The sequence below is a fragment of the Variovorax sp. 10N432 genome, from assembly GCF_056394465.1.
Map to the genome: position 1 here is coordinate 62,414 of NZ_JBFTHX010000017.1, position 14,705 is coordinate 77,118.

The 14,705-nt window shown below is 68.2% G+C and carries 15 protein-coding genes; all 15 read left to right on the forward strand.

The genetic code is table 11. The features are described from left to right. Positions 1-21 precede the first annotated feature (21 nt). The 15 genes from AC1DF3_RS20265 (at position 22) to AC1DF3_RS20335 (ending at position 14,701) form a co-directional block, all read left to right on the forward strand. Complete coding sequence (locus tag AC1DF3_RS20265) at positions 22-378, forward strand: hypothetical protein (protein WP_478140648.1); 357 nt, start codon at positions 22-24, stop codon at positions 376-378. 117 nt (positions 379-495) lie between these two features. Next, complete coding sequence (locus AC1DF3_RS20270) at positions 496-1,284, forward strand: DUF899 domain-containing protein (RefSeq protein ID WP_478140649.1); 789 nt, start codon at positions 496-498, stop codon at positions 1,282-1,284. Between the two features lie 74 nt (positions 1,285-1,358). Further along, positions 1,359-2,378, forward strand: a complete 1,020-nt coding sequence (locus AC1DF3_RS20275) for a methyltransferase (protein WP_286535994.1) — start codon at positions 1,359-1,361, stop codon at positions 2,376-2,378. Positions 2,379-2,480: 102 nt separating this feature from the next. Next, the gene (locus AC1DF3_RS20280) at positions 2,481-2,960 is read left to right on the forward strand and encodes a VOC family protein (RefSeq protein WP_478140650.1); all 480 of its coding nucleotides are present in this window, start codon (positions 2,481-2,483) and stop codon (positions 2,958-2,960) included. Positions 2,961-3,158: 198 nt separating this feature from the next. Further along, positions 3,159-4,163 (forward strand): helix-turn-helix domain-containing protein, encoded by a 1,005-nt coding sequence (locus AC1DF3_RS20285; protein ID WP_478140651.1) that lies wholly within the window; start codon positions 3,159-3,161, stop codon positions 4,161-4,163. A gap of 198 nt (positions 4,164-4,361) precedes the next feature. After that, positions 4,362-5,312 (forward strand): NAD(P)-dependent oxidoreductase, encoded by a 951-nt coding sequence (locus AC1DF3_RS20290; RefSeq protein WP_478140652.1) that lies wholly within the window; start codon positions 4,362-4,364, stop codon positions 5,310-5,312. Then, entirely contained in the window at positions 5,309-6,667 is a 1,359-nt protein-coding gene (locus tag AC1DF3_RS20295) for an MmgE/PrpD family protein (RefSeq protein ID WP_478140653.1), read from the forward strand. The genes AC1DF3_RS20290 and AC1DF3_RS20295 overlap by 4 nt, the downstream gene beginning before the upstream one ends. Before the next feature lie 11 nt (positions 6,668-6,678). Further along, positions 6,679-7,518 carry an NAD(P)-binding domain-containing protein gene (locus AC1DF3_RS20300; RefSeq protein ID WP_478140654.1) on the forward strand — a complete coding sequence of 280 codons (840 nt, stop codon included), beginning with the start codon at positions 6,679-6,681 and terminating at the stop codon, positions 7,516-7,518. Then, positions 7,515-8,678 (forward strand): ABC transporter substrate-binding protein, encoded by a 1,164-nt coding sequence (locus AC1DF3_RS20305; RefSeq protein ID WP_478140655.1) that lies wholly within the window; start codon positions 7,515-7,517, stop codon positions 8,676-8,678. Before AC1DF3_RS20300 ends, AC1DF3_RS20305 begins: the two co-directional genes overlap by 4 nt. Positions 8,679-8,689: 11 nt before the next feature. Then, positions 8,690-9,562: a branched-chain amino acid ABC transporter permease gene (locus AC1DF3_RS20310; RefSeq protein ID WP_478140656.1), complete on the forward strand. Its 873-nt coding sequence runs from the start codon at positions 8,690-8,692 to the stop codon at positions 9,560-9,562. Beyond that, positions 9,559-10,509, forward strand: a complete 951-nt coding sequence (locus AC1DF3_RS20315; protein WP_478140657.1) for a branched-chain amino acid ABC transporter permease — start codon at positions 9,559-9,561, stop codon at positions 10,507-10,509. The genes AC1DF3_RS20310 and AC1DF3_RS20315 overlap by 4 nt, the downstream gene beginning before the upstream one ends. After that, on the forward strand, positions 10,506-11,291 hold the full coding sequence (locus AC1DF3_RS20320) for an ABC transporter ATP-binding protein (RefSeq protein ID WP_478140658.1): 786 nt from the start codon (positions 10,506-10,508) through the stop codon (positions 11,289-11,291). The genes AC1DF3_RS20315 and AC1DF3_RS20320 overlap by 4 nt, the downstream gene beginning before the upstream one ends. Further along, entirely contained in the window at positions 11,278-11,979 is a 702-nt protein-coding gene (locus AC1DF3_RS20325; RefSeq protein WP_478140659.1) for an ABC transporter ATP-binding protein, read from the forward strand. The genes AC1DF3_RS20320 and AC1DF3_RS20325 overlap by 14 nt, the downstream gene beginning before the upstream one ends. Before the next feature lie 23 nt (positions 11,980-12,002). Next, positions 12,003-13,433 carry an aldehyde dehydrogenase family protein gene (locus tag AC1DF3_RS20330; protein ID WP_478140660.1) on the forward strand — a complete coding sequence of 477 codons (1,431 nt, stop codon included), beginning with the start codon at positions 12,003-12,005 and terminating at the stop codon, positions 13,431-13,433. A gap of 290 nt (positions 13,434-13,723) precedes the next feature. Continuing rightward, on the forward strand, positions 13,724-14,701 hold the full coding sequence (locus AC1DF3_RS20335; protein ID WP_478140661.1) for a Bug family tripartite tricarboxylate transporter substrate binding protein: 978 nt from the start codon (positions 13,724-13,726) through the stop codon (positions 14,699-14,701). The last annotated feature ends 4 nt before the right edge of the window (positions 14,702-14,705 follow it).

Below are 14,705 nucleotides of genomic sequence, written 5' to 3' on the forward strand. Positions count from 1 at the left end.
TCGGCCGATACACAGGGAGCCATGGACAAGCCACATTCAAGCCAGCCGCCAGAGCTCCTGACCCAGCTCCCGAGAGAAAACGTGCTCCAGGACGATGGGATCTACATGCTCGTATCGACCAAGGGCGTCGAAGGATCGCGCAGCGACGGGATGCTCATCCGCCGCTGTGGGTTTTCGCTCACGACGCCGCTCGGCTGCGAAATCATGGGCCAGTACAGACAGCTCTCGGATGGTTTCTGGCACGCGTCCCTGCGCAGCAAGCCCCAGGACGACGGCACCCCGGGTCTGCCTCAGCGGGGCATCTACGCGACGGAACTCGACGCGCTGGTCAATCTCTGGGCCAACCGCCGGCGACAGGACCTCGGGACCCGGTTGTAGGCACTCGCAGGCGGGAACCCCGCCACACTTGTTACTCCCCGTATTCGCCCTCCGGTGCCAGACTGTCCCCGAACCGCATGCGCATGGTGCGCAGCGGCCCACCAGGAGACCACACCCATGGCGACGACCACCCAGAACGAACGCAAGGGCCCACGGCCCGCCATGCAGCGGCCACCGATCGTGTCGCCGCAGGACTGGGAGGCGGCCCGGGCGCAGCTGCTCGTGAAAGAGAAGGCCCAGACCCGCGCTCGCGACGCCCTGGCAGCCGAGCGCCGGCGAATGCCCTGGATGGCGGTCGACACGGGCTATGCCTTCGAAGGACCCGCGGGCAGGGTCAGCCTGCTCGACCTGTTCGACGGCCGGCGCCAGTTGATCGTCTACCGCGCTTTCTTCGAGCCGGGCGTGTTCGGCTGGCCCGACCAGGCCTGCAGGGGCTGCTCGATGGTGGCCGACCAGGTCGCCCACCTGGCGCACCTGAACGCCCGCGACACCACGCTGGTGTTCGTCTCCCGGGCGCCCCAGGCGGACATCGCGCGACTCAAGGCGCGGATGGACTGGAAGATGCCGTGGTTCACGCTCACCGACCGCTTCGACGCCGACTTCGGTGTCGACGAATGGCACGGCACCAACGTGTTCCTGCGCGACGGCGACCGCGTCTTCCGGACCTACTACATCCAGAGCCGCGGCGACGAGCAGATGGGAGGCACCTGGAACTACCTCGACATCACGCCGCTCGGCCGGCAGGAGTCGTGGGAGGACTCGCCCGAAGGCTATCCCCAGACGGCACCCTACAAGTGGTGGAACTGGCACGACAACTACGCCGCGGACGCGGCGCCCGACCAGCGCTGGGTCGAGGTGTCGGAGGCCGGGGAGGCGGCGTTCCGCGACGGGCAGCCGAGGACGTAGCGGTCGAAAGACGTGGCAGCCGGCGCCTTTCGCGCCCAGAATGACCCGCTGGACACAACCGACAGGGGGCTCCCGTGGCACATGCGGATCCGGATTCGGCGAACACCCTTCGCCGCATGGTCGAGGGCTACCAGGTGTCTCAGGCGATTCACGTCGCCGCCACGCTCGGCATCGCCGATCTGCTGGCCGACACCCGCCGCACGAGCGACGAGCTGGCCGCGGCGACCGGCACCCATCCTCCCACGCTCTATCGCCTGCTGCGCGCGCTGGCGAGCCTGGGCCTGCTGCATGAACTCGAAGGCCACCGCTTCGAGCTCGCGGCGCTCGGCCAGCCATTGCGCAGCGACGTGCCGGATTCGGTGGCCGGCTGGGCCGCGTTCGTCGGCCGGCCCTACTACTGGCAGGCCTGGTCCGGCCTTCTGCACAGCGTGCGTACCGGCGAGAACGCCTTCCGGCATGTCCACGGCACTGACGTCTGGGCCTATCGGTCCGCCCATCCCGAAGAAAGCGCCGTGTTCGACCGCGCGATGACCACGCTCTCGCGCCGCGCCAACGCCGCCCTGCTCGCGACTTGCGACTTCGGCCGCTTCCGCATGCTGGTGGACGTCGGCGGCGGCAACGGCGCCCTGATCGCGGCGGTCCTCGCCGCGCATCCGGGCCTGCAGGGCGTTCTGTTCGACCAGCCACACGTCGTGTCGGCCGCCGCCGCATTGCTGGCCCGCGCCGGCGTCGCCGAACGCTGCCGCACGGTCGGGGGCAGCTTCTTCGAGGCCGTGCCCGAAGGCGCCGATGCCTATGTACTGCGCGCTGTGATCCACGACTGGGAAGACGAGGATGCGATCCGGATCCTCGCGCAGGTCCGGCGCGCACTGGGCGAAGGCGGGAAGGTGCTGATCGTCGAACGGGTGATCGCACCGCCCGATGAAGGACGCGACGCCAAGTTCTCCGACCTCAACATGCTGGTGGGTCCGGGCGGCCGCGAGCGGACACGCGAGGACTTCGTCGCACTGCTCGAGCATGCCGCGCTGCAGCTCGAGCGAGTGCTCGATGCCGGCGGCTTCTGCGTCCTGGAGGCTGTTGCCGCGGACACCTGAAGCGGCTTCCGCCAACGAGCGCCTACAGCGGCATCGGACCGATCCGACAATGCGAGCTCGGCCGATGCCGGATGTTCAACACTCCAGGAGACCCGACATGACATGACCCCCAAGAACACCCTCTGCCTGTGGTACGACGGCACCGCCGTGGACGCCGCGAAGTTCTATGCCGCCACCTTCCCGGACAGTGCCGTAGGCACCATCTTTCGTGCGCCGGGGGACTATCCGGCGGGCAAGGAAGGCGATGTGCTGACGGTCGAGTTCACCGTTGTCGGCATCCCCTGCCTCGGCCTGAACGGCGGCCCGGCGTTCAAGCACAGCGAAGCCTTCTCGTTCCAGATCGCGACCGACGACCAGGCCGAGACCGACCGGCTGTGGAATGCGATCATCGGCAACGGCGGCCAGGCCAGCGAGTGCGGCTGGTGCAAGGACCGCTGGGGCTTGTCGTGGCAGATCACGCCGCGCGCGCTCACCGCGGCGCTGGCCGACCCGGACCGCGCGGCCGCCAAGCGCGCGTTCGACGCGATGATGACAATGGGCAAGATCGACATCGCGGCGATCGAGGCGGCGCGGCGCGGCTAGGGATCAGACGGGTCAGGGGCCGAACAGCCGCGTGATCCCCCCGAGCAGGTGCGCCTCCATCGCCTGCCCCTCCATCGAATGCAACCTATGGTAGGCGCCCACGACCGGCCAGGAAAAACCCGTCCTGTTAAGCTTTTGCGCCACAGCCGACAGGCCAGCCCCGCGGCAGATGTACCGCCCCGGGCGTTTGGAGACCGAATGATCTTGCCCCGAACCGTACCGGAGTCCTATGTGTCGCTGCCGGCGCCGACGACCTCCAGACCCTTCGAACCCGAGCCGCTGAGTACCACCGTCTTCAGCCGCTGGGGCGAGACGATGTCGTCGAAGATTCTCACGCTGCAGGCCCAGAACCTCCAGCCGTCGGAGCATTTTTCGGGACAGGCCTGCATCGCGCGCTTTCACCGCTGCGTGGTGGCGGATATCCGCTGCAGCGCGCACCGCGTCATGCGAACGCGCGCCCTGGCGTCGGTTGACCAGGACCGCTACTTCAAGGTGATCTGGCAGATCCAGGGTCGCAACCTGATCGAGCACAACGGCCACTCGGTGACCATCGATCCCGGTCAATGGACCATCTACGACACCTCGCATCCCTACACCGTCGACACCTCGGATGGGTCGCGCTTCATGGTGCTGCTGGTGCCGGTGTCCGAGATGGGCCGCTGGAACCCGGGCATCGAGTTCGTCACCGGCAAGGTGCTTCCGACGCGCGGCACCGCCGAGATCGCGCGTTCAGCGCTCGCCGGCATGCTGTCGGGCTTCGTCGAGCTCGAACAGCAGGGCGCGATCGTAATGCAGGACTCGATCAGCGCACTGATCGGCACGGCGGTGGCGCAGATCCACGGCAGCTCGCCGCGGCAGGAAGGCGCGGTTTCGCAACGGCTGCAGAAGGTGCAGGCCTTCATCGAGAGCCGGCTCACCGACCCCGAGCTGGGTCCCGAAGTCGTGGCGCGCGAATGCGGGATGTCGCGCCGCAGCCTCTATGCGGCCTTCAACGCGTTGGGCCAGACGCCGAGCAGCTTCATCATGAATCGCCGCCTGGCCGTGGCGGCGCAGCGACTGGTCGAGCAACCCGAACAAACGACCATCACGCAGGTGGCCTACGAACTCGGCTTCTCTGATGCGGCGCATTTCTCGCGCGTGTTCAGCGAGAAGTTCGGCCAGAGCCCGAGCAAATGGCGTCACCAGCAGATCGCCATCCGCTGACGCGAACACGCGCGGGCCGGCCCGCGTCGGACCCAGGGTAAACACCGGGGCGCTTGTGCACGGGCAGCCAAGGCGCCGCATCGCCGTGCAAGCCCGTTCGCCCTCCTTTTCATAACCTCGATCCATCGTTCGACGGGGCTCAGGCATGACTGGCGCATCGCCAGCATCTGACTCCGTGAACCTGATCTCGAGGACCCTATGGAAACAGCTGGCGAGAGTTTGAACGTGGGCTTCATCGGCCTGGGCGTGATGGGTTCGCCGATGGCAACGCACATGGCGCGCGCCGGTCATCGCCTGACACTCAACGACGCGAACCTGGAGGCCGCGCAGGAACTGGCACGCACGCTCGGCGGCGAGGCGTGCGCGGTGGCGACACCAAAGGAAGTCGCGGCCCGCAGCGACATCGTGATCACGATGCTGCCCAATGGCGAAGTGGTGCAGGCGGTGACGCTCGGCGAGAACGGCCTGCTGGCCGGCTGGCGCCCCGGCACCCTGTTGCTCGACACCTCTTCTTCGCAACCCTGGCTGACCCAGCAGACCGCGAAGAAGCTGGCCGTGGCCGGCATCGCGATGGTCGACGCGCCGGTGTCGGGCGCGCAATGGGGCGCCCAGGAGGCTGCGCTGGTCTTCATGGCCGGCGGCGCGGCGCAGGACATCGAGCGCGTGCGCCCCTTGCTCGATCGCATGGGCAGCTCGGTGTTCCACCTGGGCGATCTGGGCTGCGGCCATGCCATGAAGTGCATCAACAACCTGATCACGGCCATGACCTTCAGCGCCACCTGCGAAGGTTTGGCGATGGGCAAGCGCTACGGCCTCGATCCGGCCGAGATGGTGCGCGTGCTCAATGTCTCCACCGGCATGTCTTGGATCAGCAAGACCCACATCGAGAAGCGGATCCTGAGCCGCGCCTTCGATGATCCTTTCAAGCTCGAACTGATGCTCAAGGACATCGGCATCGCCAACGCGCTGGCACGCGAGACCGGCACCTCGGCGCCGATCTCGGCACTGGGCCAGCAGCTGTGGATGGCGGCTTCGCGCTTCGCCGGACCGGGTGCTAGCGTGAGCGAGCTGGGCCGCTGGGTCGAGCAGCAGTCCGGCACGGTGATCGAGCCCGGTGCGACGCCGCGCAAGCCCGAGGAGGCGCGATGAAGCTGGAGCGTCGGCTCGCCGACTTCGTCGTCACGCTGCGCGCTGACGAGGTGCCCGAGGATGCACGCCGCATCCTGCGCTGGATGGCCATGGCGGTGACCGGCACCGGCATCGCGGGCGCGGCGGAGGACGGCATCGACGCTCTGCGTGAGGTGCTCGCCGCGTCCGGCGGTGCGCCGCAAGCGACCACGCTGGTCTACGGCGACCGCCTGCCCGCGAACGCCGCAGCGCAGTTCAATGCCACCATGTGCCGTGCGCTCGACTACTGCGACGCGATGGCGCCCGGCCCGCACATCGGCTCAGCCCTGCTGCCGGCGGCTTTCGCGGCCGCGGAACTGGCGGGCGGCTGCAGCGGATCGGAGTTTCTGGCTGCGCTGACCGCCGGCGCCGAGCTGAGCTCGCGGCTCAACCTCAGCGAAGCCCAGTACGACGGCTTCGATCCCACCGGCATCGCGGTCGTGTTCTCGGCCGCCGCGGCCGCCTCGCGCATTCTCGGGCTCACGAGCGAGCAGACCCTGCATGCGCTGGCGCTGGCCTTCAACCGCTGCGGCGGCAGCTTCCAAAGCCATGTCGACGGCTCGCTGGGCGTGCGGGTCGTGCAGGGCTGGGTTGCGCAGGCCGGCGTGCAGTGCGCGGAGTTGGCGCGCCGCGGCGTCACCGGGCCGGTCAACTTCCTGTCGGGCCACTACGGCTATGGCCACCTCTATGGCCGCGGCACGCTGGACCTGGACGCTGTGGGCGAAGGACTGGGCACGATCTGGCGGCTGCACCGCGTGGTCTTCAAGAAATATCCGAGTTGTGGCGTCACCCAGGGCGTGACCGAGCTGGCACTGTCGCTGCTCGAGGACGGCTTCTCGGCCGCAGACCTGCGCGCGGCCGAAGTGCGCTTGCCACCCTATGCCTTCCGGCTGGTCGGCAAGCCTTTCGATCCAGGCACCAACCCGCGCGTCGACGGCCAGTTCAGCGCCGCCTACTGCGTGGCCAACGCATTCGCGCGCCGTTCGTCGAAACTCGCGCACTTCGCGCCGGAGCAGGTGCTCGATCCCGCATTGCGCACCCTGATTGACCGCATCACGGTGGTGCCCGATGCCGCGCTCGATGCCCGCGGCCACACCGCGGTCGACCTCACGGTCCACACCGTCGACGGCCGCAGCCTGAAGCGCTCACTCGACATTGCGCCGGGCTTTCCGGGCGCCGACCTCGACGAGATGCAGCATCGCGCGCGTTTCGACGACTGCCTGGCCTATGCGCCGCGACCCGTCGCCGCAGAGCGCGTCGAGCAATACCTGCAGGCGCTCCGCGCGTTGCCTGAAGTCGCCGACGTGCGCAGCCTGATTCCGCTGCTGGTCGCCTGATGGACACGGGCGTGACCGGCTCCAGTGCGCTGGCCGGCGCCCCCGGCGCCGCGGTCGGCTTCGATGGCCTCGGCGGCGTGGGCTGGGCGCTGGCGGCCAGCCTCGCGCGCGCCGGCCACCTGCTGGTGGTGCATGACGACGACGCGGCTCGGGCCCACGCCTTCGCGCAGGAGTTCCAGTGCCGCGTGGCGAATGACCTGTCCGGGCTGTCTGCGCTTGGCCTGTTGCTCTTCGCGCCGCCGGGCTTCGCGGCAGGCGAGCGCGTCGCTTCCGTCTCGCAGGGTCTGCGCCCGGGTGCGATCGTGGTCGATCTCGGCGATGCCGATCCATCTCTCACCCGCAGTCTCGGCGCCCAGATCGCGCAGCGCGGCATCGCGCTGATCGACGCACCGCTGCGCGGCGGCGCGCACGACACCGATGCCGCTGCGATCGTCCATGGCTGCGACGACGACTCCGCGCTCGACGTCGCGCTGCCCGTGCTGCGCGCGCTGGGTCGAGAGCTCGTTGCCGCCGGGGCGCTGGGATGCGGCCAGGCGCTGCGTCTGGTCGAGGCACATGTGCATGCCGGCGTGCTTGCCGCACGTGCCGAAGCGCTTCTGGTCGGCGACCGTATAGGGCTCGCGCCCGCCGGCCTTCGCGCCCGCATCGCGGCCGCGATCCGCCGCGGCGCCGATCCCGATGCGCTCGAGCAGGGCGGCACCTCGGGCCAGGGCTTCGCGACCGGACTGGCCCTCGGATTGTTCGCCGAGAGCCGTACCGGCCGACTGTCAGCGCCTTCGCCAGCACCCGGCCTCACGCGCCTGCTCATCGAATTCACCAGCCCCGTCAACGACAAGGAGACAGTCCAATGAACAGAATTCCCGCGCCCCTTCGCAACTGGGCGCTTGCCCTCGCCCTGCCCCTCGGCTTCTCGATCCCGGCGCAGGCGGCCGAGCCGATCCGCATCGGCTCCGTGCTCTCGATCACCGGAGCGGCTTCCTACATCGGCGACCCCGAAGCGAAGACGCTCAAGCTCTACGCCGACCAGATCAACGCTGACGGCGGTGTGCTGGGGCGACAGATCGAACTGGTCACCTACGACGACGCTGGCGATGCCAACAAGGCCCGCACCTTCGCCCAGCGCCTGGTCGAACGCGACAACGTGGTGGCGATGGTCGGCGGCTCCACCACCGGCACGACGATGGCGATGATCCCGGTCTTCGAAGCGGCCAAACTGCCATTCATGTCGATCGCCGGCAGCGTGAACATCATCGAGCCGGTGCGCCAGTATGTCTTCAAGAGCCCGCACACGGACCGCATGGGTTGCGAGCGCGTGTTCTCGGACATGAAGAAGCGCAACTTCACTTCGATCGCGCTGATCGCCGGCACCGACGGGTTCGGCACCTCGATGCGCGAGCAGTGCCTCAAGGTGGTCGACAAGTACGGCATCAAGATCCTGATCGACCAGACCTACGGCGCGCAGGACACCGACATGACACCGCAACTGGCCAAGATCAAGGCCACGCCGGGCGTGCAAGCGATCCTCAACACCGGCGCCTCGGGCCAGGGCCCGGCGGTGCTGACGCGCAACTACGGCCAGCTCGACATGAAGAGCATCCCGCTCTACCAGAACCCCGGCGTGGCGTCGAAAAGCTACATCGAGCTCTCGGGCGCTGCCGCCGAAGGCGTGCGGCTGCCCGCTGCCGCCCTGCTGGTGGCCTCGAAGCTGCCGGCCAACGATCCACAGAAGCCGGTGGTGACGGGCTACATGGCGGCCTACGAGAAGGCCACGGGCCAGCCGGTCTCCACCTTCGGCGGCGGGGCCTACGACGGCCTGATGATGGTGGTCGAGGCGATCAAGCGCGCCAACAGCGCCGATCCCAAGAAGATCCGGGACGCGCTCGAGCAGACCCACGGCTTCGTCGGCACTTCGGGCGTGGTGAACATGACGCCGCAGGACCACCTGGGCCTCACGGTCGAGGCCTTCCGGATGCTCGAGGTCAAGAACGGCGACTGGCTGCTGATCGATTGACGAAGCGCCCCATGTCCCAGTTTCTCCAGTTCGTCTTCTCCGGCCTCACGGTCGGCGCCGTCTACGCGGTGGTGGCGATCGGCTTCACGCTGATCTACGCCGCCTCGGATGTGGTCAATTTCGCGCAGGGCGAGTTCGTCATGCTGGGCGGCATGACGACGGTGTTCCTGATCGCCATGGGCCTGCCGGTGTGGCTGGCGGGCGCCTTGGCGGTGGCCGTCGCGGTCATTGTCGGCATCCTGCTGCAGAAGCTCGCCATCGAGCGGGCCCGCGATGCCTCGCCCGTGACGCTCATCATCATCACGCTGGGCGCCTCGATCTTCATCCGCGGCGTCGCGGGGCTCTTGTTCGACAAGCAGTTCCACAACCTCGCGCCCTTCTCGGGCAACACGCCGATCGCGGTCGGCGGTGCGACCGTGCTGCCGCAGAGCCTTTGGGTGCTGGGCAGCGCGATCGTGATGTTTCTCGCGCTCTGGCTCTTCCTCGACAAGACCCTCACCGGCAAAGCCCTGCGTGCGAGCGCGGCGAACCGGCTGGCGGCGCGCCTGGTGGGCATCAACATCTCGTTCGTGCTGGTGCTCGCCTTCGGCCTCTCGGCCGCGCTCGGCGCCATCGCGGGCATCCTGGTCACGCCCGTGACGTTGACGCGCTACGACATCGGTGCGCTGCTGGCGCTCAAGGGCTTCTCGGCCGCGATCTTCGGTGGCCTCGGCAATCCGGTGGGGGCAGTGCTTGGCGGCCTGCTGCTGGGCCTGCTCGAGGCGGGCGCGGCCGGCTACGTGACTTCCGTCTACAAGGACGGCGTCGCGTTCATCGCGCTGATCCTGATGCTGCTGGTGATGCCCAACGGCCTGCTCGGCAGCAAACTGGTGGACCGCGTATGAAAGCACTTCAAGGTTCCGGCGCCGGCTGGCGCAGCCTCGCGCTGCTGGTGGTGATCGTGGCGCTGCTGCCCGTGGTCGCCGGCTCCAGCTATGTGATGCGCATCGCGGCGCTGGTGTGGATCATGGGGCTGGCCGCCATCGGCCTGCACATCCTCATGGGCATGGCCGGTCAGATCAGCCTGGGCCATGCGGGCTTCTTCGGCATCGGCGCCTATGCCAGCGCCGTGCTGCCGGCGCGCTACGGCGTGCCGGTGATGGTGGCGGCGCTCGGCGGCATCGTGCTGGCGGGATTGATCGCCTACCTGGTCGGCAAGCCGATCCTGCGGCTCAAAGGCCACTATCTGGCCATCGCGACGCTGGGCTTCTCGCTGCTGATCGGGCTCGTGATCACCAGCGAGGTCGCGCTCACCGGCGGCCCCGACGGCATGGACGTCAAGCGGCTCAGCGTCGCCGGCTTTGCGCTCGAATCGCCCATCGTCTGGTACTGGATCAGCGCCGCGCTCATGATCGCCGGCGTCGCCATCGCGGTGGTGCTGCGCGACAGCCCTACCGGCCGCGCCCTGCGCGCGATCCTCGACAGCGAGGTGGCGGCCGCGAGCATGGGCGTGGACGTGGCGCGGCGCAAGCTGCAGGCCTTCGTGATCGGATCGGTCTATGCGGCGGTGGCCGGCAGCACGCTCGCCCTCATGAACGGCTTCATCACGCCCGACCTCGCGGGCTTCATGACTTCGGTCGAATTCGTCGCGATGGTGGTGATCGGCGGTGCCGCGACGCCCTTCGGCGCGCTGGTCGGCGCGGCGCTGCTGACCCTGCTGCCGCAGCTTCTTGCATCCTTCCATGACTATCAGGACATCGCGGTCGGCCTGATCATCATGCTGTCGATGATCTTCCTGCGGCAGGGCATCGTGCCCGCGCTGAGCCAACTGCTGCGGAGGGCCGTGAAATGAACGCGGCACTCGAAGTCAGGGACCTGGGAATCGCCTTCGGCGGCGTAGTCGCGGTGGACGGCGTCTCCTTCGACGCACCGAGCGGCGAGATCCTGTCGATCATCGGGCCCAACGGCGCGGGCAAGACCACGCTCTTCAACATGGTGTCCGGCCTTTACACGCCGCGCTCGGGCAGCGTGCGCATGGGCGGCGAAGACGTGAGCGGCCTGCCGCCGTTCCGGCTCGCACGCAAGGGCATGTCGCGCACTTTCCAGAACCTGCAGGTTTTTCCACAGCAGACCGCACTCGACAACGTCATGGTCGGCCGCGCGCGCTGGGAAAGCACGACGCTGCTCGAGGATCTGCTGCGCCTGCCTTCGGTGGGCCGGCAAAACCGGCAGAGCCGCGAGCGCGCCATGGCGGCGCTCGAGCGCACCGGCCTCGCCGTCCATGCGCACGCGCTGGCCGGCAGCCTCTCGTACGGCGTGCTCAAGCGACTCGAGATCGCGCGCGCACTGGCCAGCGAGCCCAAGGTGCTGCTGCTCGACGAGCCGGCGGCCGGCTGCAACGCAGTCGAGACCGAGGAGATCGAACACATGCTGCGCGGCATCGCAGGCGAAGTGTCGGTGGTGCTCATCGAGCACGACATGAAGATGGTGATGCGGCTCTCGCACCAGGTGCTGGTGCTGAACCAGGGCCGCATCCTGGCCCAGGGTACGCCGCAAGCGGTGCGCGACAACCCGGACGTGATCGCGGCCTACCTCGGTAGCCACGGAAAGGAGCTGGCCCATGCTGCGGGTTGAAGGCTTGTGTACCGCCTATGGGCGGGTGTCGGTGCTCAAGGACGTGACGCTCGAGGTGCGCGCCGGCGAGATCGTGGCGCTGCTCGGCGCCAACGGCGCGGGAAAGACCACCTTGATGCACACCATCTCGGGCCTGCACCTGCAGCAGAGCGGCAGCGTCTGGCTCGAAGGCGCGAAGCTCGACGCGATCAGCCCGCACCGTCGCGTCGGTCTGGGTCTCGGCCATGCACCCGAGGGCCGGCAGGTGTTCAAGCCCCTCTCGGTGGCCGACAACCTGCGCCTGGGCGCCTACCGGCGCAAGGACCCTGAGATCGAGGCCGACACCGACATGGTCTACGCCATGTTCCCGGTGCTGGGCGAGATGCGCCGCCGCGTCGCCTCCGATCTCTCGGGCGGCCAGCAGCAGATGCTGGCCATCGGCCGGGCGCTCATGAGCCGGCCCAAGCTGCTGCTGCTCGACGAACCCTCGCTCGGTCTGGCACCGCTGCTGATCGACCAGATCTTCGAGGTCCTCACGCGGCTGCGCGAACAGGGCGTGACCATTCTCGTGGTCGAGCAGAACGCCGCCGCCGCCCTGACCGTGGCCGACCGTGGCTACGTGCTCGAGACCGGCCGCATCGTGCACAGCGGCACCGGCCGTGCGCTGCTCGCGGACCCAGCGGTCCGCAACGCCTACCTGGGCGTCTGAAAAACACTCAACCGGAGAAGCAATTGAAATCGTTCACGAACACCATCGACGGCCACGCCGTCCCATCGACCAGGACTTTCGAATCGAAGAACCCTGCCAACGGCGAGGCGATCGGGCTGGTGCCGCATTCCGAGCCGGCGCAGATCGCTCAGGCGATCGCTGCCGCCAAGGCGGCTCAGCCGGGATGGGGCGCGCTTCCCGATGCCAAGCGACGCGAGCATCTCGAACGCGTGGCCGACGCGCTGAAGAGCAATGCAACCTACCTCGCCGAATGGGTCACGCGCGAACAGGGCAAGCCGCTGGGCGGACTGGGGCCGGACCAGGTGCCGGGCGCGCTGTTCGAACTGGCCGGTTGCGAGGCCTGGACCCGTGTGCCCGCCAGCCTCGAACTGCCGGTCGAGACCGTGTTCGAAGACGATGGTCGCCGCTACGAGGTGCACCGCAAGCCTTACGGCGTGATTGCCGCCATCGCGCCCTGGAACTGGCCGCTGCTGATCGCCATCTGGCAGATCGTGCCGGCGCTGCGGGCCGGCAACACGGTGGTCATCAAGCCATCCGAATACACCAGCATCGGCACGCTCGAGATGGTGCGGATCATGGCCGAACAACTGCCGCCGGGCGTGCTCAACACTGTGAGTGGTCCGGGCGAAGTCGGTGCCGCGCTCGTCGACAACCCGCAGATCGACAAGATCATGTTCACGGGTTCGGGCTCGACCGGCGCCAAGATCACCGCGATCGCGGCGCGCCATCTGACGCCCACGACCATGGAACTGGGCGGCAACGACGCGGCCATCGTGCTGGCCGATGCGGACCCTGCGGCCATCGCGATGGGCCTCTTCTGGGGCGCCTTCATCAACATGGGACAGACCTGCGCGGCCATCAAGCGCCTGTACGTGCCGGAATCACTGCATGATGCGGTGGTGGACGAACTCAGGAAGATCGCAACCGCGATGCCCATGGGCGACGGCTTCGGCGCCGACGTCGTCATGGGGCCGGTGCAGAACCGGATGCAGTTCGACAAGGTGAGCCGACTGGTGGAGGCATCGCGCCGCGGCGGTGGCGAGATCGTCTGCGGCGGCCAGGCGCGCGAAGGCGCCGGCAACTTCTATCCGCTCACGCTCGTGACCGGCCTCGCCGACGGTGCCGCGCTGGTGGACGAAGAGCAGTTCGGACCCGTGCTGCCGATCATCAAGTACCGGGAGGTCGAGGATGCCATCGCGAGCGCGAACCGGCTCGACGTCGGGCTCGGCGCATCGGTGTGGTCGCCCGACGTGGAGAAGGCGCGCGGGGTTGCCGTGCGTCTGCAGGCGGGCACCGTGTGGATCAATCAGCACGGCGCGATCCACCCGATGGTGCCCTTCGGCGGCGTCAAGGGCTCGGGCTGGGGCGTGGAGTTCGGCGCCGAGGGCCTCAAGGCGGTGACGCAGCCGCAGGTGATCAGCATTCCGAAGTGAACGGGGCGCAGCGCCGGGCCACGAAGGTGGCCGCCGGCGCGAGCTCGAATTCATATGACGGCTTCATCAATCGATGAAATTTCTTCGATTGCTTCATAAGCAGAAGGAAGGCCCAATCGCTGTCGCCCTTTCGGAGAAGCAGAGAGAGACATTCGTGTACCCGACCGCATCGAGCCCGTCCGTCGACACGCCCGTGCCCGTGGGCGGCCTCCACTGACGCAGCTTGCCCGCACCTGCCGAACGACCCCACGCATTCGTTCATCCATTCCATCCACGAGAGACAAAGCACCATGAAGAGACTGATCCGCCTGCTGGCCTCGAGCCTGCTGCTGTCCGCCGCCGCCAGCTCTGGCCTGGCTCAGGGCAACTACCCGAACCAGCCTGTCAAGTGGCTGGTTCCCTATGCCGCCGGCGGCGGCACCGACAGCATCGCGCGGCAGCTCGCCGAGGCGATGCAGCAGTCGCTGGGCCAGCCGATCGTGATCGACAACCGGCCGGGTGCCTCGACCAACATCGCGGTCGCGGCCCTCATGCAAGCCAAGCCCGACGGCTACACGATCATGCAGGCCGAGAATGCGGCGCTGCTGTTCAACGAGCACATGTTCGGCAAGCTGCCGTACAAGCCGGCCAGCGACTTCACCTACATCGGCGCCATCGGCCGCATCCCGCTGGCGCTCGTGGTGCGGCCCGACTTCACGGGCGGCAAGTCGCTCGCGGAGTTCGTGAGCTACGTCAAGGCCAACCCCGACAAACTCAACTACGCCTCGCCCGGCATCGGCACGCCGCACCAGATGGCGATGGAGCTCTTCAAGCAGAAGGCGGGCCTCGGCCTGACTCACGTCGCCTACAAGGGTGGCGCGCCCGCCATGCAGGACATGATGGGCGGCCAGGTGCAGGTCATGATGCTCGACCTCACGGCCGCGCTGCCCTATCTCAAGGACGGCAAGCTGCGAGCCCTGGCCATCGCGCTACCGCAGCGCGCCAAGGCGCTGCCCGATGTGCCCACGTTCGCAGAGCTCGGATATCCACAGGTGAATGCCTTTGCGTTCCACGGCCTGATCGGGCCCGCGGGCATGCCGCCCGATGTGGTCGACCGCCTCAACGCCGAGTTGCGCAAGGCGATGCAAGCGCCTCGCATCCAGCAGGTGTTTGGCGAGTGGGGCTTCGAGGCGCTCCCCGGCACGCCGAAGGAATTTCGCGACCTGGCGCGCAGCGAGAGCATGCACTGGGGCGAGGTCATCAAGAGCTCCGGCGTGCGCCTGGACTGACGCC